General features: G+C 72.8%; 22 protein-coding genes and 1 pseudogene. 14 read left to right on the top strand and 9 right to left on the bottom strand.

Annotation, left to right across the window (positions count from 1 at the left end; translation table 11 throughout):
• Positions 1 to 35: 35 nt before the first annotated feature.
• Positions 36 to 923 (bottom strand): RNA polymerase sigma-70 factor, encoded by an 888-nt coding sequence (locus ACZ41I_RS04430; protein ID WP_468513132.1) that lies wholly within the window; start codon positions 921 to 923, stop codon positions 36 to 38.
• A gap of 122 nt (positions 924 to 1,045) precedes the next feature.
• Between ACZ41I_RS04430 and ACZ41I_RS04425 the strand changes: the two genes are divergently transcribed.
• The 4 genes from ACZ41I_RS04425 (at position 1,046) to ACZ41I_RS04410 (ending at position 6,062) form a co-directional block, all read left to right on the top strand.
• Positions 1,046 to 1,699: an NADPH-dependent F420 reductase gene (locus ACZ41I_RS04425; protein ID WP_399763264.1), complete on the top strand. Its 654-nt coding sequence runs from the start codon at positions 1,046 to 1,048 to the stop codon at positions 1,697 to 1,699.
• Between the two features lie 102 nt (positions 1,700 to 1,801).
• Positions 1,802 to 2,632, top strand: a complete 831-nt coding sequence (locus ACZ41I_RS04420; protein ID WP_468513131.1) for an alpha/beta fold hydrolase — start codon at positions 1,802 to 1,804, stop codon at positions 2,630 to 2,632.
• Between the two features lie 275 nt (positions 2,633 to 2,907).
• Positions 2,908 to 4,491 carry an alkaline phosphatase D family protein gene (locus ACZ41I_RS04415; RefSeq protein WP_468513130.1) on the top strand — a complete coding sequence of 528 codons (1,584 nt, stop codon included), beginning with the start codon at positions 2,908 to 2,910 and terminating at the stop codon, positions 4,489 to 4,491.
• 122 nt (positions 4,492 to 4,613) lie between these two features.
• The gene (locus ACZ41I_RS04410; RefSeq protein WP_468513129.1) at positions 4,614 to 6,062 is read left to right on the top strand and encodes a GNAT family N-acetyltransferase; all 1,449 of its coding nucleotides are present in this window, start codon (positions 4,614 to 4,616) and stop codon (positions 6,060 to 6,062) included.
• Between the two features lie 172 nt (positions 6,063 to 6,234).
• On the opposite strand, the gene ACZ41I_RS04405 is transcribed toward ACZ41I_RS04410, so the two are convergent.
• The gene (locus ACZ41I_RS04405) at positions 6,235 to 7,434 is read right to left on the bottom strand and encodes a trans-sulfuration enzyme family protein (RefSeq protein ID WP_399763272.1); all 1,200 of its coding nucleotides are present in this window, start codon (positions 7,432 to 7,434) and stop codon (positions 6,235 to 6,237) included.
• A 60-nt stretch (positions 7,435 to 7,494) separates the two neighbouring features.
• On the opposite strand from ACZ41I_RS04405, the gene ACZ41I_RS04400 reads away from it, so the two are divergent.
• From ACZ41I_RS04400 to ACZ41I_RS04375, 6 genes are all read left to right on the top strand, one after another.
• On the top strand, positions 7,495 to 7,980 hold the full coding sequence (locus ACZ41I_RS04400; protein WP_360085500.1) for an Lrp/AsnC family transcriptional regulator: 486 nt from the start codon (positions 7,495 to 7,497) through the stop codon (positions 7,978 to 7,980).
• A 52-nt stretch (positions 7,981 to 8,032) separates the two neighbouring features.
• The gene (locus ACZ41I_RS04395) at positions 8,033 to 9,724 is read left to right on the top strand and encodes a DUF885 domain-containing protein (RefSeq protein WP_468513128.1); all 1,692 of its coding nucleotides are present in this window, start codon (positions 8,033 to 8,035) and stop codon (positions 9,722 to 9,724) included.
• A 408-nt stretch (positions 9,725 to 10,132) separates the two neighbouring features.
• On the top strand, positions 10,133 to 10,810 hold the full coding sequence (locus ACZ41I_RS04390; protein ID WP_363217759.1) for a hypothetical protein: 678 nt from the start codon (positions 10,133 to 10,135) through the stop codon (positions 10,808 to 10,810).
• Positions 10,811 to 10,955: 145 nt separating this feature from the next.
• Positions 10,956 to 11,204, top strand: coding sequence for a ferredoxin (locus ACZ41I_RS04385; protein ID WP_363217758.1), 249 nt, complete (start codon positions 10,956 to 10,958; stop codon positions 11,202 to 11,204).
• The gene (locus ACZ41I_RS04380) at positions 11,194 to 12,585 is read left to right on the top strand and encodes an NAD(P)/FAD-dependent oxidoreductase (RefSeq protein ID WP_468513127.1); all 1,392 of its coding nucleotides are present in this window, start codon (positions 11,194 to 11,196) and stop codon (positions 12,583 to 12,585) included. The genes ACZ41I_RS04385 and ACZ41I_RS04380 overlap by 11 nt, the downstream gene beginning before the upstream one ends.
• Positions 12,586 to 12,619: 34 nt before the next feature.
• The gene (locus ACZ41I_RS04375) at positions 12,620 to 13,858 is read left to right on the top strand and encodes a cytochrome P450 (protein ID WP_399763287.1); all 1,239 of its coding nucleotides are present in this window, start codon (positions 12,620 to 12,622) and stop codon (positions 13,856 to 13,858) included.
• Between the two features lie 16 nt (positions 13,859 to 13,874).
• On the opposite strand, the pseudogene ACZ41I_RS04370 reads toward ACZ41I_RS04375, so the two are convergent.
• Both ACZ41I_RS04370 and ACZ41I_RS04365 read right to left on the bottom strand, forming a co-directional pair.
• Positions 13,875 to 14,386 (bottom strand): annotated as a pseudogene (locus tag ACZ41I_RS04370) (immunity 21 family protein).
• Positions 14,387 to 14,412: 26 nt separating this feature from the next.
• Entirely contained in the window at positions 14,413 to 14,907 is a 495-nt protein-coding gene (locus ACZ41I_RS04365; protein WP_363217754.1) for a rhodanese-like domain-containing protein, read from the bottom strand.
• Positions 14,908 to 15,001: 94 nt separating this feature from the next.
• Here ACZ41I_RS04365 and ACZ41I_RS04360 point away from each other — a divergent pair, with 94 nt between their 5' ends.
• The 3 genes from ACZ41I_RS04360 to ACZ41I_RS04350 all read left to right on the top strand — a co-directional run bounded on the left by ACZ41I_RS04360 (position 15,002) and on the right by ACZ41I_RS04350 (position 17,038).
• Positions 15,002 to 15,448, top strand: a complete 447-nt coding sequence (locus ACZ41I_RS04360) for an Lrp/AsnC family transcriptional regulator (RefSeq protein ID WP_363217753.1) — start codon at positions 15,002 to 15,004, stop codon at positions 15,446 to 15,448.
• A 262-nt stretch (positions 15,449 to 15,710) separates the two neighbouring features.
• Entirely contained in the window at positions 15,711 to 16,748 is a 1,038-nt protein-coding gene (locus tag ACZ41I_RS04355; RefSeq protein ID WP_468513126.1) for an alkaline phosphatase family protein, read from the top strand.
• Positions 16,721 to 17,038: an alkaline phosphatase family protein gene (locus tag ACZ41I_RS04350; RefSeq protein WP_468513125.1), complete on the top strand. Its 318-nt coding sequence runs from the start codon at positions 16,721 to 16,723 to the stop codon at positions 17,036 to 17,038. The genes ACZ41I_RS04355 and ACZ41I_RS04350 overlap by 28 nt, the downstream gene beginning before the upstream one ends.
• Before the next feature lie 19 nt (positions 17,039 to 17,057).
• Here ACZ41I_RS04350 and ACZ41I_RS04345 read toward each other — a convergent pair whose 3' ends face one another.
• The 5 genes from ACZ41I_RS04345 to ACZ41I_RS04325 all read right to left on the bottom strand — a co-directional run bounded on the left by ACZ41I_RS04345 (position 17,058) and on the right by ACZ41I_RS04325 (position 23,452).
• The gene (locus tag ACZ41I_RS04345) at positions 17,058 to 20,069 is read right to left on the bottom strand and encodes an AAA family ATPase (protein ID WP_468513124.1); all 3,012 of its coding nucleotides are present in this window, start codon (positions 20,067 to 20,069) and stop codon (positions 17,058 to 17,060) included.
• On the bottom strand, positions 20,066 to 21,229 hold the full coding sequence (locus ACZ41I_RS04340) for an exonuclease SbcCD subunit D (protein WP_468513123.1): 1,164 nt from the start codon (positions 21,227 to 21,229) through the stop codon (positions 20,066 to 20,068). The genes ACZ41I_RS04345 and ACZ41I_RS04340 overlap by 4 nt, the downstream gene beginning before the upstream one ends.
• Positions 21,230 to 21,335: 106 nt before the next feature.
• A complete protein-coding gene (locus ACZ41I_RS04335; RefSeq protein WP_363218726.1) occupies positions 21,336 to 21,962 on the bottom strand; it encodes a YigZ family protein in 627 nt (208 codons plus the stop codon).
• Positions 21,963 to 22,106: 144 nt separating this feature from the next.
• On the bottom strand, positions 22,107 to 22,649 hold the full coding sequence (locus ACZ41I_RS04330; RefSeq protein WP_468513122.1) for a SixA phosphatase family protein: 543 nt from the start codon (positions 22,647 to 22,649) through the stop codon (positions 22,107 to 22,109).
• The gene (locus tag ACZ41I_RS04325) at positions 22,646 to 23,452 is read right to left on the bottom strand and encodes a hypothetical protein (protein WP_399763308.1); all 807 of its coding nucleotides are present in this window, start codon (positions 23,450 to 23,452) and stop codon (positions 22,646 to 22,648) included. Before ACZ41I_RS04325 ends, ACZ41I_RS04330 begins: the two co-directional genes overlap by 4 nt.
• Before the next feature lie 144 nt (positions 23,453 to 23,596).
• On the opposite strand from ACZ41I_RS04325, the gene ACZ41I_RS04320 reads away from it, so the two are divergent.
• Positions 23,597 to 24,004 carry a CoA-binding protein gene (locus ACZ41I_RS04320; RefSeq protein WP_363218729.1) on the top strand — a complete coding sequence of 136 codons (408 nt, stop codon included), beginning with the start codon at positions 23,597 to 23,599 and terminating at the stop codon, positions 24,002 to 24,004.
• Positions 24,005 to 24,163: the final 159 nt, after the last annotated feature.

The raw sequence follows: 24,163 nt of genomic DNA, 5'->3' as shown, positions 1-24,163 counted from the left end.
CCGTCGCGGGACGGGGGCTCCGGGGCGCGTGGGGTTCAGCGGTCGGCGAGGTGCCGCAGCTTGTCCGGGTTGCGGACCACGTACACGGTCGTGACGCGGCCGTCGGCGACGTCCACCTGGACCAGACTGTCGGGCTTGCCGTCGGACAGGGTCAGCAGCGCCGGCCCGCCGTTGGTTTCCAGGAAGCGGTACGACGGCTCCGCCTGGAGCTGCTGCTGTGCGACGGCGATGAGGAAGCGGCCGACCTTGTCGGCGCTGTGCAGGATGCGCACCGGCGCCTTGGCCTTGCCGCCGCTGTCGCCGACCAGGCGGACGTCCGGGGCGAGCAGGGACATGAGCTCGTCCAGGTCACCGCCGCCCGCGGCGGCGAGGAAGCGTTCGGTCAGCTCACGCCGCTGGGCCGGATCGACCTCGTAGCGCGGCCGCCGTTCCTCCACGTGCCGGCGCGCCCGCCCGGCGAGTTGCCGTACCGCCGTCTCGGCGCGGTCGAGCAGGGCGGCGATCTCGGCGTACGGGTAGCCGAACGCCTCCCTGAGCACGAAGACGGCCCGCTCCAGCGGCGACAGCGACTCCATGACGACCAGGACGGCGAGGGAGACGCTGTCGGTGAGCAGGGCATGGTCCGCCGCGTCCGGGGCGGCGTCGCCGAACTCGGTGAGGTACGGCTCCGGCAGCCACGGCCCGACGTACGCCTCACCGCGCGCCTGCACCTGGCGCAGCCGGTCGATGGCCAGGCGGGTGGTGATGCGCACCAGGTAGGCGCGTGGTTCGCGGACCTCCGCACGGTCGGCGCGGGACCAGCGCAGCCAGGCGTCCTGGACCACGTCCTCGGCGTCGGCCACCCGGCCGAGCATGCGGTAGGCGACCCCCATGAGCAGGGGGCGGTGCGTTTCGAAGAGGTCCGTCGCGGCGTCGGCGGTCACCGGTCCATCCCATCCGACACGCGCCGGGTGTGTCCACCCGGAATCGGACCGTCCGGCGCCGGTCCGGATCACAATGACCGCGGACCGCCGGGGGTCGGCGGCCGGTGACCTGGAGGTGGCCGATGCGATACGCGGTGCTGGGCACGGGCGAGGTGGGCCGCACGCTGGGCGGCAGGCTGGTGGAGCTGGGGCACGAGGTGACCCTCGGGTCCCGCGTCAAGGACAACCCGGTGGCGCTGGAGTGGGCCACGGCAGCGGCGGAGCGCGCCCGCGCGGGCACGTTCGCGGAGGCGGCCGCCGCGGGCGAGGTGGTCGTCAACGCGGTGGGCGGCCGGGTGGCGCTCGACGCGCTGCGGGCGGCCGGTGCGGAGCACCTCGACGGCAAGGTCGTGGTGGACGTCTCCAATCCCCTTGCCTTCGAGGACGGCCAGCCGCGTCTGGACCCGGTGGAGTCGGACAGCGTCGGCGAGCAGATCCAGCGGGCCTTTCCGCACGCGCGCGTGGTGAAGGCGCTGAACACGGTCAACTGCCAGGTAATGGTGGATCCGGGGCGGGTACCGGGGGCGCACCACCTGTTCGTGTGCGGCGACGATGCCAGGGCCAAACAGCAGGTGACGGACCTGCTCGGGGAGTTCGGGTGGCCGGCGGACCGGGTGCTGGACCTGGGCGGGATCCGCGCGGCGCGGGCGGTGGAGATGTATCTGCCGCTGTGGCTCACCATGATGCGGCAGTTCGGGACCGCGGACTTCAACATCGAGGTGCGCCGGGCGGGTTGACGGACCCGGCGGCCAGTCGTACGCCGATCAGGCCTACCGGTCGGTAGCAATTGCTGACAAGCTGTCTACGGCGTCCGTCAGCACCCAGACGAGGAGCACCCCATGTCCGCCACCGTCTCCTTCAAGGTCCCCACTCCCCATGGCCCGAAGGACGTGGCCGTGTCCTACGCGCGCGTGGGACACGGTGAACCGCTGGTCCTGCTGCACGGGATCGGCCATCACCGGCAGGCCTGGGACCCGGTCGTGGACATCCTCGCCACCGAGCGCGACGTGATCGCCGTCGACCTGCCGGGCTTCGGCGCGTCCCCGGGGCTGCCGGACGGCCTCACCTACGACCTGCCGACCACCAACTCCGTCCTCGGCGCCCTGTTCGAGGCGCTGGAGCTGGACCGCCCGCACATCGCGGGCAACTCACTGGGCGGCCTGCTCGCCCTGGAGCTGGGCCGGGAGAAGCTCGTACGCTCCGTCACGGCGCTCTCCCCCGCCGGGTTCTGGACACAGGCCGAGCGCCGGTACGCCTTCGCGGTGCTGCTCGCGATGCGGGGCATCGCCCAGCGGCTTCCGCTGCCACTCGTGGAGCGCCTGTCGCGCACCGCGGCCGGCCGTACCGCGCTGACCAGCACCATCTACGCCCGTCCCGCGCGCCGCGACCCTCAGGCCGTGGTCGCCGAGACACTCGCGCTGGTGGGCGCCACCGGATTCGAGGCGACGCTGCGGGCGGGCGCCTCGGTGCAGTTCACCGACGCTCTGCCGGGCCTGCCGGTCACGGTGGCCTGGGGCAGCCGGGACCGGCTCCTCGTCCGCCGTCAGGGCGTACGGGCCAAGCAGCTGATCCCGCACGCGCGACTGGTGCGGCTGCCCGGCTGCGGACACTGCCCGATGAACGACGACCCGGCACTGGTCGCCCGGGTCATCCTGGACGGCAGCCGCTGAACACGGTGTGCCGGTCACAGCGCCGCCGGAGTGCGGGGCCACGGTCGTCTGCGGGACCGTCGTGGCCGATCGCGCAGTTCCCCGCGCCCCCGGGGAGTCGCACCACCGTCGGTGGCAGAGCTGCCGCGGTCCGGCAGGACAGGGCATGACCCCCGCTCGCCCCGCACCGCTCCGCGCCAAGTCCCGTTGTTCACCCCGTGTTTCCTCGCGCGCCGCAACGCCCCCGTAGGTGTGGCTCCGCACACTGGCCGGATCCCGTCTCTGGAGGCGCAGCCATGTCAGACCGTCCGTTCCCCGGCCGCCGCAGTGTTCTGCGCGGCTCCCTGGCCGCGTCGGCGGCACTCACCCTGCCCGTCGGCCCCGGCGCGGCCCCGGCGTTCGCCCGCTCCGGGCGCCCCCGGGCGGGCTGGGGCGTGCAGGCGGGCGATGTGACCACCGACTCCGGCCTGGTGTGGGTGCGTTCGGACCGGCCGGCCCGGATGATCGTGGAGACCTCGGCCACCGAGTCGTTCCGCAAGGTGCGCCGATGGCACGGCCCGCTGCTGGGCTCCGGCACGGACTTCACCGGTACCACCCGGCTGCACGGCCTGCCGTCGGGCGAGCAGATCCATTACCGGGTGCTGCTCGCCGACCCGGACGACCCGCGCGCCACCGGCGAGCCGGTGACCGGGAGCTTCCGTACCGCGCCCGCCAAGCGGCGTCAGGGGGTGCGGTTCGTGTGGTCCGGTGATCTGGCCGGGCAGGGCTGGGGCATCAACGAGTCGATCGGCGGTTACCGCATCTTCGACGCCATGGCGAAGGCCGACCCGGACTTCTTCCTGTGCAGCGGCGACAACATCTACGCCGACGGTCCGATCGCGCAGTCCGCGACCCTGCCCGACGGCAGCGTGTACCGGAACGTCACCACCGAGGAGAAGTCGCACTTCGCGACCACTCTGGACGACTACCGGGGCAACTTCCGCTACAACCTGCTGGACGCGGCGCTGCGCCGGTTCAACTCCCAGGTGCCGAACATCATCCAGTGGGACGACCACGAGGTCCGCAACAACTGGTACCCGGGCGAGGTCATCGGCACCGGCACCCCGTACCCGCCCGGCACCAGGCTCGACGACCTGGCGCTGCGCTCCCGGCAGGCGTTCTCCGAGTACTTCCCGGTCTCGACCCTCGGCGAGCGCCCGGACGGCCGGATCTACCGGGTCGTCCACCACGGTCCGCTGCTCGACGTGTTCGTGCTCGACATGCGCACCTACCGCAACGCGAACTCCCCCGACGACCAGACCACGGACCCGGTGGGCATCCTCGGGCGTGCGCAGCTGGAGTGGCTCAAGCGGGAGCTCGCGAAGTCCCGTGCGGTGTGGAAGGTGATCGCCAACGACATGCCGCTCGGTCTCGTCGTGCCCGACCCGGTGGAGGGCAAGCCGGACTTCGAGGCCGTCGCGCAGGGCGACCCGGGCGCTCCGCTCGGCCGCGAGCTGCAGATCGCCGAGCTGCTGCGCTTCATCAAGCACCGGCGGATCACCGGCACGGTGTGGCTGACGGCCGACGTGCACCACACCTCCGCCCAGCACTACGACCCGTCGCGGGCCGCGTTCAAGGACTTCGAGCCGTTCTGGGAGTTCGTCTCGGGACCGCTCAACGCGGGTGCCTTCCCGGCCAACGCGCTGGACGGCACGTTCGGCCCGGACCGGGTGTTCGTCAAGGCGCCCACCGCCTCCAACGTGTCTCCGGCCGAGGGTTACCAGTTCTTCGGACAGGTCGACATCGACGGCGACAGCGGCGAGCTGACGGTCCGGCTGCGGGAGTACGACGGCACCGTGCTGTTCACGCAGACGCTCCAGCCGGGCCGGGTCGGCCAGTAGCGCGCCGGGCGGATGCGGGGCGGCCCGGCCGTAGAAAATCCAACAAAAGGGACGGAGCATGCTTTACTCATCGGTCACAAGCCGTTCGTGATCACGCAACACGCTTCCTTCACAGTGGCTGCATGACTGCAGAGATGTCGAATGTGACCCGGGTGAAGCACGGACGCCCCGTGCACCACTGGCGGCGGGACCTCGTCGAGCTCGCCGCCCTGTTCACGGCCGTCGCGGTCGCCGACGGCGTGGCGAACCTGATCGGGCACGGCCCCGACGGTCCCGCGCTGCTGGTGGTCTCGGCGCTCGCGCTGGCCGCGACGGCCGGCTTCCACACCTGGTGGGCACGGCACCACGGACACGCACCTCCGGCCGGTGATACCGGTGCCCGGCCGGCCGCCGAGACGCGGTCGGCCGGGCCCTCGGCGCAGCCGGACGACACCGCGGACGACGTGGCCGGCACCGGCGCGCTGTGGCGGATGCGGACGACGGTGAAGGACGAGCCGGGCTCACTGGCGGCGCTGTGCACGGCGCTGGCCGAGCAGCGCGTCGACATCCTGAGCCTCCAGACGCACCCCCTGGCCGACGGCACCGTGGACGAGTTCCTGCTCCGGGCGCCCGGCGCGCTGACGGCGGCCGAGATCTCCCGGGCGGTCGCGCTGGCCGGCGGCGCGTCCACCTGGATCGAGCGGGCCGACGCCCATGACCTGGTCGACGCCCCCACCCGGGTGCTCGGTCTGGCCGCGCGCACCGCGCTGGACGCCGCCGAACTGCCGCTGGCGCTGCGCCAGTTGCTGGGCCGGTGCACGATCCGCTCACTGCCCGGGGCACCGGTCGGCGGTGGCCGCGGACCGGAGCCGGTGCCGGGCGAGGGCGTGCTGGAGGACACCGTGATGCGGCTGCCGGCACCGGAGGGCGGTGTACTCACGGTGGAGCGGCCGTATCTGCCGTTCACGCCCACCGAGTTCGCGCGGGCCCGGGCGCTGGTGGAGCTGGACAACCGGCTCGGTCCGCGGATCCCGCGCGGCAAGGACGTGCTGACGCTGCCGGAGGGCAACGACATCACCCTCCGCCGGGTCGACACCGGAGATCTGGCCGCCGCCAAGGCGATGCACGAGCGGTGCTCGCCGCGCACCCTCGCGTTGCGCTACCACGGCCCGGTCGGCGACGCGGACCGTTATCTGAACCACCTGCTCAGCCCCCGTTTCGGCCGGACGCTGGCCGCGCAGACCACCTCCGGACGCATCGTCGGCCTCGGGCATCTGCTCTGGGACGGCGACGAGACCGAGGTCGCGCTGCTGATCGAGGACGACTGGCAGCAGCGCGGCATCGGCGGTGAGCTGCTCGACCGGCTGGTGGCGATGGCCGTGGAGGCCGGCTGCGAGAGCGTGTACGCCGTGACGCAGGCGTCCAACACCGGCATGGTCGCCGCGATGCGGGGCCTCGGGCTGCCCCTGGACTACCAGATCGAGGAGGGCACGCTGGTCATCACGGCCCGCCTGAACGCCACACCGGCCGCGCAGCACCCGCCGTACGAGACCGGCCTGCGCCACGCCGGCGACCCGGCCCGCCGCGACTGACCCGGCCGCCGCGGCCGCCCCGGGCCGGGCCGGCAGCCCCGGGGCGGGGCCGTTGGTCCCCGGGTGCTCCACCAGGGCGGCCGCACCATGAATCCACCGCAACGGCGCTCAGCCACGACGGCGGTGTCCGGCGGTGCCGAACCCCGCGCAGCCCATGCTCGGCCGGTACCGCTCAGCGCACCGCTTCCCGCAGCGGTACCGGCGTCCGGGCGGGCTCCCCCAGCGCCTGGTCGAGGTCCGCCCACAGGTCGTCCACGTCCTCCAGCCCCACCGACAGCCGCAGCAACCGATCGCTCACCCCGGCGCCCCTGCGATCCTCCGCGTCGACGATGCGGTGGCTGATGGAGGCGGGGTGCTGGATGAGCGTGTCGACGCTGCCGAGGCTCACCGCCGGGGTGACGAGCCGGACCCGGGAGATGACCTCGTGCGGGTCCCCGTGCACCTCGAAGGCGATCATCGCGCCGCCGATGCGCGGATAGTGGACGCGGGCCACGCGCGGGTCGGCGGCGAGCCGGCGGACCAGTTCGGCGGCGTTCGCGGAAGCGGCCCGCACCCGGACCGGGAGCGTGGACAGTCCCCTCAGCAGCAGATAGCCGGCCAGCGGATGCAGGACGCCACCGGTGGCGAACCGTATCTGCCGCAGTCTGCCCGCGAACTCCTCGTCGCAGGCGACGACTCCGGCCAGCACATCGCCGTGCCCGCCGAGGTACTTCGTGGCACTGTGCAGCACCATGCGGGCGCCGTGCTCGGCCGGGCGCTGCAGCACCGGCGTGGCGAAGGTGTTGTCGGCGAGCAACGGCACCGAACCGCAGGCGTGCGCGACGGCCCGCAGGTCGAGTTCGGCGAGGGTCGGGTTGGCCGGGGACTCGACCATCACGAGCCCCGTGTCCGGGCGCAGCGCGTCGGTGATCCCGGCCGGGTCGGTCCAGGTGACCTCGGTGCCGAGCAGCCCTGCGGTGAGCAGGTGGTCGCTGCAGCCGTACAGCGGCCGTACCGCGACCACATGGCGCAGTCCCAGGGCGGACCGGGCGAGCAGGACCGCGCTGAGCGCCGCCATGCCGCTGGCGAAGGCGACCGCGGACTCGGTGCCCTCCAGCCGGGCCAGTGCGGTCTCGAAGCGAGCGACGGTCGGGTTGCCGAGCCGGCCGTAGATCGGCGGACCGGCCGGGTCGGCGCCGTCGGTGGCGAAGGAGTCGATGCGGGCGGCCTCACCACGGCTGTCATGGGAGGGGTAGGTGGTGGACAGGTCGATCGGCGGGGCGTGCAGGCCCTGGCGGGCGAGATCGTCGCGGCCGGCGTGCACGGCTTCTGTGGCCAGGGCTCTCGATGCGGTGCGTACGTCGTCGTAGGCACCGATGCTCGCTGTGTCCATGGGCGGAAGGGTGAACATCGAACGGTTCACTGGATTCGAACACCGTGCTACGTTCGGCCAATGGCCGAATCTGTCGTACTGGATCCGGTGGATCTCCATCTGCTGCGGCTGCTGCAGAACGACGCCCGGACCACCTACCGCGATCTCGCCGTGCAGGTGGGCGTGGCACCGTCGACCTGCCTGGACCGGGTGACGCGGCTGCGCCGCTCGGGCGTGATCCTCGGCCATCAGCTGCGGCTCGATCCGGCCAAACTCGGGCGCGGGCTCCAGGCGCTGCTGTCGGTACAGGTGCGGCCGCACCGGCGGGAGCTCGTGGGGCCGTTCGTGGAGCGGATCCGGGCCCTGCCGGAGGCACGGTCGGTGTTCCATCTGACCGGCCCGGACGACTATCTGGTGCATGTGGCCGTCGCGGACATGGCGGATCTGCAGCGACTGGTGCTCGACGAGTTCACGGCACGGCGCGAGGTGGCCCGGGTGGAGACCCGGTTGATCTTCCAGCAGTGGGAGTGCGGACCACTGCTGCCTCCCGGCCACGCCCAGAGCTGAATCCCCCCGCACGTGGGTGACGCGATGATCCTCCGCGTACGAGGATGGCCGCATGTCTGAGACCAAGAGCCCGCTGCCCCGTGAGGTGGCCGACGCGTACGTGGACGGCCTCATCGCCCTGGACCCGGTGACCGGTACCTACCTCGGTGTGAAGGAGAGTTCGCGTCGGCTGCCCGACTACTCGCCCGCGGGCCAGGCCGCCCTCGCGGAGCTGGCCCGGACCACCCTCGCGAAGCTGGCCGAGGCGGAGCGGCAGCCCGGTGCGGACAGTGACGTGGAGCGGCGCTGCGCGCGGCTGCTGCGGGAGCGGCTGACCGCCGAACTCGCCGTGCACGAGGCGGACGAACACCTGCGTGCGATCGGCAACATGAGCACGCCCGGTCACTCGGTGCGGGACATCTTCACCGTGACACCGCAGCAGACGGAGCAGGACTGGGCGGCGATCGCGGAGCGGCTGCGCGCGGTGCCGGCCGCACTCGCCGGCTATCGCGAGTCGCTGCAAGCGGGCCTGGACCGCAAGCTGTTCGCCGCGCCCCGGCCGACCGCGACGTACATCCAGCAGCTCACCGAGTGGACGGACACGGACGGCAACGGCCGCGGCTGGTACGAGGACTTCGCCGCCGCCGGGCCCAAGGCGCTGCGCACCGAGCTGGACACCGCGGCCCGCGCGGCGACCGGCGCCCTGGTGGAGCTGCGGGACTGGCTGCGCGACGTGTACGCGCCGGCGATCGAGGGCGCCCCGAACACGGTGGGCCGCGAGCGGTACGCGCGCTGGTCCCGCTACTTCAACGGCACCGATCTGGATCTGGACGAGGCGTACGCGTACGGCTGGTCGGAGTTCCACCGGATCCTCGGCGAGATGAAGCAGGAGGCCGAGAAGATCCTGCCCGGCGCCGAGACCCCGTGGGTGGCGCTCGCGCACCTCGACGAGCACGGCCGGCACATCGAGGGCGTGGACGAGGTCCGTGAGTGGCTGCAGGGCCTGATGGACAAGGCCATCGAGGACCTGGACGGCACCCACTTCGAACTCGCCGAGCGGGTACGGAAGGTGGAGTCGTGCATCGCCCCGCCCGGCGGTGCGGCGGCCCCCTACTACACGGCACCGACGGAGGACTTCTCCCGTCCCGGCCGCACCTGGCTGCCCACGATGGGCCAGACCCGCTTCCCGGTCTACGACCTCGTCTCGACCTGGTACCACGAGGGCGTGCCCGGCCACCACCTCCAGCTCGCGCAGTGGGCGCACGTCGCGCAGGACCTCTCCCGCTACCAGGCGACGGTGGGCATCGTCAGCGCCAACGCCGAGGGCTGGGCGCTGTACGCGGAGCGGCTGATGGACGAGCTGGGCTACCTCACGGGTCCCGAGGAGCGGCTCGGCTATCTTGACGCGCAGATGATGCGGGCGGCGCGGGTGATCGTGGACATCGGTATGCACCTGGAGCTGGAGATCCCCGCCGACTCTCCGTTCCACCCCGGGGAGCGGTGGACGCCGGAGCTGGCGCAGGAGTTCTTCGGCGCGCACAGCAGCCGGCCGGCGGACTTCGTGGAGAGCGAGCTGACCCGGTACCTGACGATTCCGGGCCAGGCGATCGGCTACAAGCTCGGCGAGCGGGCGTGGCTGCTGGGCCGGGAGAAGGCACGTCAGCGGCACGGCGACGCGTTCGACCTGAAGGCCTGGCACATGGCGGCGCTGTCGCAGGGTTCGCTGGGGCTGGACGACCTGGTGGACGAGCTGGCCCGGCTCTGACCGCGAGGGCGGCGCGGCTCTCGCCCGTGTCGTACCCGGTGCCGACCGGTGATCGGGGCGAGGCTGCCCGTCCGCAGGGCACAGGCACTCTCACCGGCACGCCACCACGGCTTCGGGGCTGTCGGCGCCCCGGGGATGGCACCGGAACGGGACCACCCCGGGCATGGCACCGGAACGGAACGGCTCACGGCTCCGGAGCGGGCGCGGGCTGCGGCGCCGGGTGCCGTGCCCGCTCGGGGGGGCGCGCACTGCGTCCCGGACCTCGGGTCGGCCCCCTCGGCCATGAGCCTCCTGCTGCCGGGCCGCCCCGCCGGACGGCGCCCTCGGCCGTACAGCCCTCCCCGGTGGCGCAGGCGGTCGGGCGGCGGCTAGCTGGTTCCGCAGGCGATGCGGAGGAGGCGGGCCGGGATGCGGCAGCAGGGGCAGGGACGGCGAGTGCTGGAGACACCGCGGGCGGCCGGGCTGGCGGGAGTGGTGTTCGCGCTGCTGTTCGCGGCGGTGATCGTCCTGCTGCGGCTGGGCATCCCCGAAGGGGCCGGCGCGGCCACCGCCGGAGGGTTCACGGACACCGGGCGCCGTAACGCGTTGCGTGCCGCCCTCGTGCTGGTGCCGTTCGCCGGCATCTTCTTCCTGTGGTTCGTCGGCGCGGTACGGGCGTACGTCGGCGCGGCCGAGGACAAGTTCCTCAGCACCGTCTTCCTCGGCAGCGGACTGGTCTTCACCGCCACCATGTTCGGTGCCGCCGCGGCCGCGCAGGCCGTCCTCGTGGTCGGACACGCCGCCGGCAGGGCGCCGGACCTGCCCGTGTGGGACTTCGGCCGTCATCTCGCGTACATCCTGATCACGGAGTACGCCACGCGGATGGCGGCCGTCTTCGTCTCCGCCATGTCGGTGATCGGCCACCGCCTGGCTGTCCTGCCCCGCTGGCTGTCGGTCGTGGGCTCCCTGACGGCCCTCACGCTGCTCTTCGTCGCATCCAACGTCCCCTGGGCGGAGCTGGCCTTCCCCGCGTGGTCACTCCTGCTCAGCGTGTATGTCATCGTGGCGAGCGGTCGCGCCGGGACGCGTACCACCGCGACCTCGTGACGGCCGGCAGCCCGAATGGGGTTGCCCGACGGGCGGGCTCGCTGCACGCCGCTCATGCTGGCAAACGGGACATGACCGCCGTCCGGGAATGCCGCGCGACAAGGCCGGCGCCACCGGACCTGGCCACCGGAAAGGCGGAGCGTCGATGAGGCTCGTCGTCGATCTCAACAAATGCCAGGGGTACGCCCAGTGCGCGTTCCTCGCGCCCGATGTCTTCGCCATGCACGGCGATGAGTCACTCGTCTACAACCCGCACGCCCCCGAGGAGCAGCGGGAGCGGCTGGCCCGTGCCGTCGCCGCCTGCCCGGTCCAGGCGATCACGGCGGACGGTCTGGACGGTACCGGGGCCGAGCCGGGGGCCGGGGCCGCCCGGGAGGCTTCCGATGGCCGCTGACCATGTGGACTGGCTCAGGCGTGAGGGCCGTATCGTCATCGTGGGTGCCTCGCTGGCGGGGCTGCGGGCCGCCGAGACACTGCGCGCCGAAGGCTTCACCGGTGAGTTGACCCTGATCGGTGACGAGCCGTACGAGCCGTACGACCGGCCGCCGCTGTCCAAGTCCGTCCTGCTGGGCATGGCGTCCGCGCGCCACACCGAGTTGCCGCACCGCCGGGAGATCGACGCCAAGTGGCGGCTCGGTGTCCCGGCGGCCGGTCTGGACCTGACGGCCAAGCGGGTCCGGCTGGCCGACGGGGACGAGGTGGAGTACGACCGGCTGCTCATCGCGACCGGCGTCCGCGCCCGGCCCTGGCCGAAGGAGGAGGAGGCCCGGCTGGACGGCGTCTGCCTGCTGCGCACCCGGGACGACGCAGCCGATCTCTACCAGCGGCTGAAGGCGGGGCCGCGCCGGGTGTTCGTCATCGGTGCGGGCTTCGCCGGTTCGGAGGTCGCATCGGCCTGCCGGGAGATGGGCCTCCCGGTGACCGTGGCGGAGCGGGCGGGGGCGCCGCTGGTGGGCGCGCTCGGCGGGGTCGTCGGCGCGGTCGCCGCCGACCTGCAGCTGGAGAACGGCGTGGATCTGCGCACCCATGTCACGGTGACCTCGCTGGAGGGCGACGCGACGGGCAGGGTGCGGGCCGTCCACCTGTCCGACGAGAGCGTCGTCGAGGCGGACGTGGTCGTGGTCTCGCTGGGCTCGGTGCGCAACACCGACTGGCTGGCCGGGTCGGGGCTGGGCGCCGGGCCCCGGGGCATCGCCTGTGACGCGGGCTGCCGGGCCTTCGACTTCCGAGGGATCGTCACGGACGACGTCTTCGTGGCCGGTGACGTCGCGCGCTCGCCGCACGCGCTGTTCGGCTACCAGTTCCTGTCGCTGGAGCACTGGGGCAACGCCGTCGCCCAGGCGGAGACGGCCGCGCACAACATGATCTGCCACGGCGCCGACCGTCGTCCGCACCTGTGGATGCCCGCGTTCTGGTCCTCGATGTTCGGCGTGAACATCAAGTCGGTCGGCGTGCCGCCGATGGGCGAGCAGATCATGATCACTCAGGGTTCGCTCGCCGAGCGCCGGTTCGTCGGCGTGTACGGCTACGAGGGCCGCATGATCGCCGCCGTGACCTTCGACAACACCCGGTGGCTGGAGTTCTACGCGCGGCAGATCGAGCGGGGCGCGCCGTTCCCGGTGGAGTTCCCGACGATGGACCGGCGTCCCGAGGGCCGGCAGCCGGTGCCGGCCGACTTCCCCGACCCGTCTCTGCCGACCCACGGTCCCACCGTGACCCTCAGTGGCTACTCACCGGCCGATCAGCAGCTGGTCTTCCACCCCGCCCGGCACTGACCGCCGCCCGGCCCCGACGCTCCAAGGACTTGTCATGACGCAGGCCTCGCTGTTCCGCCAGATCACCGACTTCGCCAACCGTGCCGACCCGTACCCGCTGTACGCGGAACTCCGCAAGACACCGGTGCTGCACGAAGAGGACGGCGGCCCCTATGTCATCAGTTCCTACTGGGACATCGAGGCGCTGCTCCACGATCCGCGGATCAGCTCCGACGCCGCCAATCTGGCCGCCGCCGGCGACGACGAACTGAGCCAGGCGGACGAGACGGGAGGGCTGCCGCCGTCGTTCATCCGGCTCGACCCGCCGGAGCACGACCGGCTCAGGCGCATCGCCAACCGGGGCTTCGGGCCGCCGCACCGGCCGCGCCGGGTGGAGAACATGCGCGGTGAGCTGGGCGCCATCGTGGACGGGCTGCTCGACGGGCTGAAGGACGAGCGGCAGATCGACCTGGTCGACGACTTCGCCTACCCCTTCCCCGTGACGGTGATCTGCCGGCTGCTGGGCGTGCCCCGGGAGGACGAGCCGCGCTTTCGCACCTGGGTGGACCCGCTGGTCGCGAGCCTGGACCCGGAGACGCGCCAGAACGCCGACGCGGAGTTCGTCAAGGCGGCGCAGGAAGCGCGGATGCAGCTCGGGATGTACCTCGCCGGACTGGTCGAGCAGCGCACCAGGGAGCCGCAGGACGATCTGCTGTCCGACCTCGTGGGCAGCAGGGGCCCGGACGGTGCCATGACGATGATGGAAGTGCTCAGCACCGCGGTGCTGCTGCTGATCGCCGGTCACGAGACGACGGTGAACCTCATCACCAACGGCATGCTCACCCTGCTGCGGCACCCGGAGGTTCTGCAGCGGCTCCGGGAGGATCCACAGCTGTCGGTGCGGATCGTGGAGGAGCTGCTGCGCTACGAGCCGCCGGTGCAGATCGTGCCGCAGCGCACCTGTATCGCCGACATCGAGCTGCGCGGGGTCGTCATCCCCAAGGGCTCCCGGATCTGGCTGATGCTGGCCGCGGGCAACCGGGACCCCGAGCGGTTCAAGGATCCCGAGCGCTTCGACCCGGACCGCGAGGACATCCAGCACCTGGGGTTCGGCAGCGGCATCCACAGCTGCTTCGGCGCTCCGCTGGCCCGGCTGGAGACCCAGATCGCCCTGTCCGAACTGGCCCGGCGGCTGGAGAATCCCCGTCTGGTCGAGGACCCGCCGCCGTACCGGCGCAACGCGGTGCTGCGCGGCCCGCGGCATCTGAACATCGCCTTCGACGGGCTGCGTTGACCGCTCGGCGGTCCGGTCAGGGGCCGAGCCGTCGGAGCTGCACCAGGCCGACCCAGGTCTCCGGTCCGGGCTGGACGTACGCGGCGCGCACCGCGTACGAGCCCGGCTCCAGCTCGATGCGCACATGCTCCTGGCTCGGGCGCCGCCCGGCCAGGCCGAGTCGAAGAGCAGCACCGGGCCGGGCACCCGCCAGCGCATCTCGTCGGCCCACACCGCCGTGTCGAGGGCAGCGGGGACGGTGGCGAGCAGTTCGGCCTCGGAGTTCGCGGCGGACCACCGTACGAAGGCGGTGTGGTCCGGCAGGTAGGCGGTGGAGGCGGGTTCGTCGCCGAACACCAGGGCCGCGCTGTCGCCGACCGGGAGCAGGCCGACGTATCCGTCGACCTCGCATGCCCGGTCGTAGTCGGTGTCGAGTTCCTCGCTGTCGGCGCCCGCCCAGAACGGCAGCACCGTCTCCGGGACGGCTATCAGCGGGCCACCGCCCGATTCCACCCACTCCAGCGCGCCTGGATCCGCGTATCGAGCCATGGGCAGAGAACCTACACGCGCGCGGGTCAGCAGCCGCACTCGCCTTCGACGGGTGCGGTCAGGGGATCGGCGGCGTGTTGTGCAGGCCCCTGCCAGGTCTCGTAGGCGAAGCCCTCCCGGGCCCAGTACTCGAAGCCGCCCAGCATCTCCTTGACCCGGTAGCCGAGTTCGGCGAGGGCGAGGGCGGCGCGGGTGGCGCCGTTGCAGCCGGGGCCCCAGCAGTACGTCACCACCGGCACGGACTTGTCGAGGAGCTGCTCGGCCTGCTCGGGGATGAGCGCGGTGGGCAGGTGGATCGCGCCGGGGATGTGACCCTGGTCCCAGGACTCGGTGGAGCGGGTGTCCACGACGGCGAAGCCGGGGTCGCCGCCGGCCGCGAGCGCGGCGGCCACGTCGGAGACGTCGGCGTGGAAGGCCAGGCTCGCCCGGAAGTAGGCGGCGGCTTCGGCGGGCGCGGCGGGGGCGACGCGCAGGACGGGGTTCTCAGAGGTCACGGCGTTCACAGCGGGCTTGGTGATCATGACGAGAAATCTACGGCCCGGACCCGGCTCCCTGAAGGAGGGATCCACGGCATCCCCCTTGTCCAAGCCGGGATTTCCCTGCTATCTCTCCGGGATGACCGTGTATTCCCCGGACGCCACCGACTGGCGCATTCTTGAGGTCCTCCAGCGGGACGGACGGGCCAGCTACGCCGAGCTGGCGCGGGCCGTCTCCATGTCGCCGAGTGCCGTCACCGAACGGGTGCGGCGGCTGGAGGAGGCGGGCGTGATCCAGGGGTACGCGGCGGTCGTCGACCCCGAGCGGCTCGGACTGCCGATCCTGGCGTTCGTCCGGCTGCGGTATCCGAACGGCAACTACAAGCCGTTCCACGACCTGGTTGCCGCGACGCCCGAGATCCTGGAGGCGCACCATGTGACGGGCGACGACTGCTTCGTCATCAAGGTCTCCGCACGGTCGATGGCACATCTGGAGGAGATCTCCGGGAAGCTCGGCGCGCTGGGCTCGGTGACCACCAGCGTCGTGTACTCCTCACCGCTGCCCCGGCGACCGCTCGGACGCTGACGCCCCGCTGCGGTCCGTCCCCGCACCGGACGTCCCGATGCACAGCACCGCGTGACGTGCAATTCCACCGGGATGCGCGGGCGAGCAGATGGTGAAATGCTGTGGGTGAGAGGCGGATCCGCCGTGACCGGCAGGGGGTTCCTGCCCGACGCCCCCAGCGGCCGCACCTTCGCAGCTGCTCACCGAGGCCTGGCGGCCTGTGGCAGCGACGCCCTCTTTACCCTCCTCCTCACCCTGCCATCGGTCTGTCCGGAGGCTTCGCATGCCTGGATCCCCACACCTGGACCAGATCGACCACCTCGTGGTCCTGATGCTGGAGAACCGCTCGTTCGACCACATGCTGGGATTCCTGTACACCGACGAAGGAAACCGGTCACCGTCCGGCGCCCCGTACGAGGGATTGACCGGCGGCGAGTCCAATCCCGATGGCAACGGCGCAGACGTCACCGTCTTCCGGATCGACCCGACCATTGCGGGCGCGTACTTCATGCCCGGCGCCAACCCCGGAGAGGGGTATCGGGCCACCAACCACCAGGTGTTCGGCACCGCCACACCCGCCGCCGGGCAGAAACCGACCAACAACGGCTTCGTCACCGACTTCGCCCTGACCCTCAAACGCCACGAGCAGCGGCACGATTCGGTGTATCCCGGTACAACGACCGCTGACATCATGGGCTGTTTCACCCCGCAAGGGCTGCCGGTGCTCTCCGGGCTGGCCCGCGGTTACGCGGTGTGCGACCACTGGTACAGCTCCGTGCCCACCGAGACGCTGCCCAACCGGGCGTTCGCCCTGGCCGGAACGAGTCAGGGCCACATGGACGACCACACGCACACCTTCACCACGCCGAGCATCTTCGGTGAACTCTCCCGGAACAACGTCGAGTGGACCGTGTACGGCTACCACGCCCAGCCGCTCACCCGCGGTGACTTCCCCGACATCGCCGCTGCCGCCGCGCCGCATTTCGGCCAGTTCATCGACTTCAAGCAGGCGGCCGCGCAAGGCGCCCTGCCCGCCTTCGTGTTCCTTGAGCCCGCCTGGTCGCCCACCGGCAACAGTCAGCACCCCAACTACGACGTGGCCCTCGGGGAACAGCTGATCCACGACGTGTACTACGCCCTGCGCAGCGGCCCCGACTGGGCGGGAACGCTGCTCGTCATCACCTATGACGAGCACGGCGGCTGTTACGACCACATACCGCCGCCCTCGGAGGCAGAGCCGCCCACCAGGCGGTGGGCGAGTTCGGCTTCGACTTCACACGCTTCGGTGTGCGCGTGCCCACCGTGCTGGTGTCCCCGCTGATCGAGCCCGGCACCGTCTTCCGTGTCCCCAACGGATCCACGCCGCTGGATCACACGTCGCTGCTCAAGACCGTGGAGGAACGCTGGGGGCTGGACTCGCTCACCGCACGCGACCGGAACGCCCCCGGCATCGGCGCCGTACTCACCCTCGGACAGCCGCGCGACGACGACCCCCTCGACGGCGTCATCGTCCCCACCTCCATCGGAGTCAACCCGGCCCGGAGCGAGACCTCCCACCTGGAGCAGGTGCACGCCGACCTCGTCGCACGCCGGCTCATCCCGCCGGTCTGAGCCAGGTCACCTACTTGCTTCAGCGGCTGAGGTCCCTGCTGGGAACCCCCCGCTGGAGCAGCGTGGAGCCCGCTCTGGCCTTCACCACCTCCAGCTGGGCGTGGATCCGCCGGCGCAGATCGCCGACGTGGCTGACGATGCCCACGCTGCGGTCGCGTTCGCGAAGCGAGTCCAGGACGTCCAGGACCTCGTCGAGGGTCTGGTCGTCGAGGCTGCCGAAGCCCTCGTCGATGAAGAGGGTGTCGAGGCGGACGCCGCCGGCCTCGTCGGTGACGACGTCCGCGAGGCCGAGGGCGAGGGCGAGGGAGGCGAAGAAGGTCTCGCCGCCGGACAGGGTGGCGGTGTCGCGTTCGCGTCCGGTCCAGGCGTCGACCACGTGCAGCCCGAGTCCGCTGCGGCCGCGTCCGGTGCGGTCGTCGGAGTGGACGAGGGTGTAGCGGCCCGAGGACATGCGCTGCAGCCGTGCGGTCGCGGCGGCGGCGACCTGCTCCAGGCGAGCCGCCAGCACATACGACTCCAGGCGCATCTTGCGTTCGTTGTCGGCGGCGGTGCCCGCGGTGAGGGCGGCGAGGCGGGCCACCCGGTCGTACTCCGCGCGGAGCGGGGCGAGCGCTCGTACGGCTTCGGTGGCATGCGCGGAGAGGCGGTCGAGCTCGGCGCAGCAGCGGGCCGCCGCGTCCTGCGCGGACGCCGCCTCGCGCAGCCGGTGTTCGGCCGCGGCCGCCGCGCGCTCGGCCGTGGCCGGGTCGGCGGGCGGGCGCTGCGCGGCGGCCGCGGTGTCGGCCTCTGCCAGCGCCGCACGCACGGCGGCCTCCTCCGTCTGCCAGGCGTCCAGGCGGTGCTGCAGCTCGCGGTGGGCGGCGGGGTCCAGGAGGGCGTCGGCCGCGGCCTGCGGGGTGTCGAAACCGGCGCGGTAGGCGGCGTCCGCGAGGCGGGCGTCGGCGTCCTTCAGGCGCTGGGCGGTGTCCTCGGCGGTGCGCGCGGCGTCGGCTGCGTCGGTGAGCAGGGCCACCTGACGCTCCAGTTGTGCGGCGCGCGCGGCCACACTGCCCGAGCTGCCGCGCGCCGTCGCCAGCTCCGCCTTCAGCGCGGTCTGTTCACGCTCCAGGGTCTCGCGGCGGGTGAGCCGGGCGGCGGACCGTACGGCGGCCTGCTGGCGGTCGGCGAGGCGCTGTTCGCGCTCGTGCTCGGCGCGCCGCAGCTCTTCGTGGGCGGCGTGCAGCGCGGAGGCGTCGCGCCGGGCGCGGGCGTACTCCTGCTCCAACTCGATGGCCAGCGCTTCGAGTTGCGCGGTGGGCTGGTCGCCTGCCTCGGCGGTGGCGGCGGCCAGGGCCTCGCGGACGACGCCGAGGCGCCGTTCGTCCTCGATGTGCCGGGCGTCGGCCTGCTGCCAGGCCTGGTGGGCCCGCTCCTCGGTCTCGCGGTCGACGTGGCCCTCGACCTTGCGGGCCGGTGCGGGGTGTTCGACGGCTCCGCAGACGGCGCAGGGCTCGCCGTCGGTGAGGTGGGCGGCCAGCTCGGCGGCGATGCCGTTCAGACGCTGTTCCTTGAGGTCGAGCCAGTGGGCGCGGGCGTCGAGGGCGCGCTGCTCGGAGGCTCGCGCGCGCTGCCGGGCCTGCTCCAGGTCCGCGGTCAGCCGGTCCCGGGTGCGGGCCGCGTCGAGGCGGCTGCGCATCGGTTCCCGCTGCACGGCGAGCTGTTCGGCGCGGGTGGCGGCCTCCTGCGCGGAGTCGACGCGGGACTGCAGCGCCGCGCGGGTGGTGTCCCACTCGGCGAGCCAGGCCTCGGCCTCGCGGAGCGCCTCCTCGTCGGCGCGCTCCTGGCGGTCGAGGCCGGACTGCTCCTCGGCCAGCTCGGTGAGCCGCCGCTCGGCGCGCCGGGCCGCGTCCAGGCCGCCCAGTTCCTCGGCGGCCCTGCGGGCGGCGGAGGCGAGTCCGGCGGCGCACGCGTCGGCGCAGGAGTCGGGGAGCAGGCCACGCGCGCGTGCCTCGGTCCGGATCGCCCTGTGGTGCTCCTGCTCGGCGGCCTCGCGCAGCTCCAGCGCGGGTGCGACCGCCTCCGCCTTGCGGGCCCGTTCCATGCGCCGACGGTCCTCGCGGTGGGCGCCGGTCCGCTCCTGGAGCCGCTCGGCGCGCTGCCGGGCCTCGGCGAACCGGCTCTGCAGGCGGGCGAGTTCGCGTACGTCGTCCAGGGCGCGCCGGGTCTCGGCGTGGGCGGACTCGGCGGCGGCGAGCCGGCAGCGGGCGGCGGTGAGGCGTTCCCGGACGGTGGCGCGGGCGACGGCGGCGGCGCCCAGCACGGCGTCGGCCAGGCCCGGATCGCCGGGGGCCAGCTCCGGCAGCTCCATGGCGTCGCCGGCCTCCTGCTGCATGCGGTGGGCAGCGGCGAGGAGTGCCGCGTCGCCCTCACGCACGCGTGCCTCGGTGGCGCGGCGTCGCTCGGCGAGGCGCTTTTCGACGTCGGCGAACCGCTGGGTGTCGAAAAGGCGGCCGAGCAGCCGGCCGCGGGCCTCGGCGTCGGCGCGCAGGAAGCGGGCGAAGTCGCCCTGGGGCAGCAGCACGACCTGGCAGAACTGCTCGCGGCTCATACCGAGCAGCTGGGTGATCTCCTCGCCGATCTCCTGGTGGGAGCGACTGCGGTCCTTCCAGGCGCCGGCCGCGGCGTCGTACTCGCGCAGCCAGGTCTGGGCCTTGTCGACGGTCGTGCCCTTGCCGCGCAGTTTGGGCCGTTCCCACGGGGGCTGCCGGGTGATCTCCAGGCGGCGGCCGGCGACGGTGAGGTCGAGGCGGACCTCGGTACGGGTGCGCGGCTCGGCGTGGTCGCTGCGCAGGTGCATGCCCTGGCCGCTCTGCCGGGCGCCGGGGACGGAGCCGTACAGGGCGTAGCAGACGGCGTCCAGGACGGTGGTCTTGCCGGCGCCGGTGGGGCCGTGGAGCAGGAACAGTCCGGCGGCGGACAGGGCGTCGAAGTCGACGCTCTGGGAGCCGCCGAAGGGCCCGAAGGCGGTGATGTCGAGCCGGTGCAGCCTCACCGGGCCACCTCCCGTACGGCAGCGTCGGCGCGCACGGCGTCGAACGCCTCGCGGAGCACGGCGGCCTCCTGCTCGTCGGGCCCGGCGCCGCGCACATGGGCCACGAAGTCCTGGGCGATCTGCTGGTCGCTGCGGCCGGCGAGACGCCGGGCGTACGACACCTGGGGATCGTCCGGGGCGCGCTCGGGGGCGAAGACCAGGCTGAGGGTGTGCGGGAAGCGTTCGGTGAGGCGGGCCATGGGGTCGGCGGGGCGGACCGCGTCGGTGAGGGTGGCCTCGACCCAGGAGTCCTCGTGGCGGGTCAGCTCCGGGTCGGCGCGCAGGTCCTCCAGGGTGCCGCGGAGGCGGGCCAGCGGGCGCGGCACCGGGCAGTCGAGGCGCTCGGCGGTGACGGAGCCGTCGGCGGCCAGGTCGACGAGCCACATGCTCTTGCGGTGGCCGGCCTCGGAGAAGGAGTAGGCGAGCGGCGAGCCGGAGTAGCGCACGCGCTCGGTGATGGTCTGGCAGCCGTGCAGATGCCCGAGGGCCACATAGTCGACGCCGTCGAAGACCCCGGCCGGTACGGCGGCGACCCCGCCGACGGTGATGTCCCGCTCGCTGTCGCTGGGCTGGCCGCCGGTGACGAAGGCGTGGGCGAGGACGACCGAGCGGGTGCCCGGCGCGCGGGTGGCGAGGTCGGCGCGGACGCGGTCCATGGCGGCGGCCAGTACGGCCTCGTGGCCGGCCTTCTCCACCCCGAACTCGTCCTTCACCAGGGCAGGTTCGAGGTACGGCAGGCCGTAGAAGGCGACGTCGCCGTGGGCGTCGGCCAGCACGACCGGGGTTCCTGCGGCGGACGGCTCGGTGCGCAGGTGGATGCCGGCGCGGTCGATGAGCCCGGCGCCGACGCCGAGCCGGCGGGCCGAGTCGTGGTTGCCGGAGATCATCACCGTGGGCACGCCGAGGTCCGCGAGGCGGTGCAGGGCGTCGTCGAACAGCTCGACCGCGGCGAGCGGGGGCACCGCGCGGTCGTACACATCGCCCGACACGACCACCGCGTCCACCTCGCGCTCGCGCACGGTGGTGACGAGGTGACCGATGAACTCGGCCTGGGCCCCGAGCATGTTCACCCGGTGGAAGGCCCGGCCGAGATGCCAGTCGGACGTGTGCAGAAGTCTCATGATCCCCGAGATTAACGGCCGGGTCTGACATCACGGGCGGTTGCTCCCGTATCAGACCGTGACACCCGGTCGACCTTGATGAGTTATGACCGATTTGCGCCATTCATCAGGCATCTCCGTAGGCTTCTCCGCCCAGTTCGAACCCTGCCGTGCCCGCCGTCACATCTGCGAGCCATGCGCGGAAGGCGTCCACGTCGGCGTCCGGCAGGCCGATCTCGATGGTGACGGCCTCGCCGTAACGGACGTCCCGCACCTCGCGCCCGGTGGCGCGCAGATCGTTCTGCACCTTGCCCGCGCGCTGATGGTCGACGGTCACCGTGGCCAGCCGGAAGCGGCGCCGGGTCAGCGTGCCGAGCGTGTCGAGGGCCTCGCCCACGGCGCCGCCGTAGGCGCGGATGAGTCCGCCGGCACCCAGCTTGACGCCGCCGTAGTAGCGGGTGACGACCGCCACGACGTAGCGCATCTCACGGCGCAGCAGCATCTGGAGCATGGGGACGCCGGCGGTGCCGCCCGGTTCCCCGTCGTCGCTGGCCTTCTGCACGGAGGCATCGGCGCCGATGACGTACGCCCAGCAGTTGTGGGTGGCGTCGGCGTGCTCCTTGCGCACGGAGGCGATGAAGTCCTGCGCCTCCTGCTCGGTGGCGGCCGGGGCGAGGGCGCACAGGAAGCGGGAGCGGTTGATCTCGGTCTCGTGCACGCCCGCGCGGGCGACTGTGCGGTACTCGTCCTGCATCCCGTCAGCGTATGCGCTCCGCCGGGGAGGGCCGACCGGCAGGTGCCTCGCTGTGCCGTCCTTCGTCTGCCGCCTCGTTGTGGCCGGTCGCACCCGCGCGGCGGTGGCCGCATGCCGAACACGGCCCACGCGCCCTTCGAGAGGCTAGCCCTTGGGTCCGCGTGGCACCGTGAAGGACGTCAGGAGGGCCGTTCCCGGGGCGAGGGCGGCCCAGCCGCTGCCGTGCCAGTCGAGGACGGCGATCGCGCAGGTCGGGAACTTCACACGGACCCGCTCCAGCGTGTCGCCGAGACCGTCACCGGCCAGCTCCAGCACCAGCTCCTCCAGCCCCGGGTTGTGTCCCACCACCAGGAGCGTCTCCACCTCGGGCGGCGCCTCGCGGAGCACCTCCAGCAGCTCGGGGACGCCGGCCGCGTACAACCGCCGGTCGTGGCGCACCGGTGGCGGGGTGCCCCACTCGGCGGAGGCCAGCTCCCAGGTGCGCCGGGCGCGTACGGCCGTGGAGCACAGGGCGAGGTCGGGCAGGCAGTCGGCGTCGGCGAGGGCGCGTCCGGCGGCCGGGGCGTCGCGCAGGCCGCGCGGCGCCAGCGGCCTGCGGTGGTCCTCGACGCCCTCGGGCCAGGCGGACTTGGCGTGCCGCAGTACCACCAGCCGGCGCAGCGGGCCCGCGCCCGCCCGCGCGATCACGCGAGGCTCCCGAGATCGCGGGCGAGGTCGAGGGCGAGCAGGCGGTCGGCATAGACGTACGTCTCGAACCGGGCGCCGTCGGAGATGTCCGCGCCGGTCTCCACGGACCGCAGCACCTCCAGCACCCCGGGCAGGTCGAGGTCGTCCTCCCACGCGGAGCGCAACCGCACCCGCACGTCATCGGGCACCGGTCGCGACGGCTGCCGCGCCCACCCGGCGACGGCCCGCCGCCACCGCGCCAACCGTCCGGCAGCCTCACCCAGCGCCGCGGGGTCCAGCCGGACAGTGTCACCGCGCGGGACGGAGAGCAGCGCGAGCCGCAGGGCAGCGGGATCGGCGAGCAGCACCGGGAGCGCGGGGTGTACGGCGGTCTCGGGGGTGGGGGCGGAAGGGGGTGCGGAAGCCTGCGCGGGGGTGGCTTCGCCGGTCGCGTTCCCCGTCCACTCCACCGGGGCCACCCGCATCACCGGACCCGTGTTGAGGACGTTCGCGGGGTCGGACGTCACATGGATCGCCTGAGCCGCGCCCAGCCCCGACGCCAGGTCGCGGCCGTCCTCGAAGGGGCGGATGGAGAGGGTGGTGGCGGCCGTGCGGAGTTCGGCGTGGCGGTGGGGGGCGGTGAGGATCGTCCAGACGGGGGTGCCGGACAGTTCCAGGGCGCGGACCAGGAGGTCGGCGGTGAGCAGCACCCGCAGGGCGGTCGGGTCGAGGCCGGAGGCGTAGGCCTCGATGCGGGTCAGGCCGCGGCGGGCGGGCGCGGCGGGGACGGGCTCACCGGTTCGGGCGTCGAGGATGTGCAGCACGGGGCGAGCGTAGGCGGGCGGGCGGTCGCGCGCAGGCACCTTGCGCCGATTCCGGACATGGTGGCGGCTACGGGACGGGAATCCGGACCCGCCGGGGTGCTGTTGCCCGGGCGAACAGTTATCACCGGCAACCAGGAGGCGGCCGTGTACGGCGACGAAGCCACGATCCGCAGGATTCTGACCGAGCTGGGCGACACCTGGGCGGTGGTCGGCCTGTCCACCAACCGGAGCCGGGCCGCCTACGGGGTGGCGCAGGTGCTCCAGCGGTTCGGCAAGCGGATCGTGCCGGTGCACCCCGCGGCCGAGACGGTGCACGGCGAGCAGGGCTACGCCTCCCTCGCGGACATCCCCTTCGACGTCGACGTGGTGGACGTCTTCGTCAACAGCGAGCTGGCCGGCGCGGTGGCCGACGAGGCCGTGGCGAAGGGCGCGCGGGCGGTGTGGTTCCAGCTCGGTGTCGTGGACGAGACCGCGTACCAACGGACCCGGGCGGCCGGTCTGGACATGGTCATGGACCGTTGCCCGGCGATCGAAATTCCCCTTCTGCAGTAGCGAATCTTTCCTTCTACTCACAATTCGCTGCTGAATATTGACATTCACAGTGAGCATCTGAGCTGTGACAAGGCTGTAACCGAGCGTGCGCCCAAGGCAGCTAAGATCCCAGGTCAAAATTTGGTTAACACTCTTTTGCTCAGTTGGAAAGCCTCCCTA

It is taken from the genome of Streptomyces sp. NPDC030799 (genome assembly GCF_055572255.1).
The sequence above is the reverse complement of the archived record's forward strand: the minus strand, read 5'-3'. Positions and strand labels throughout refer to the sequence as shown.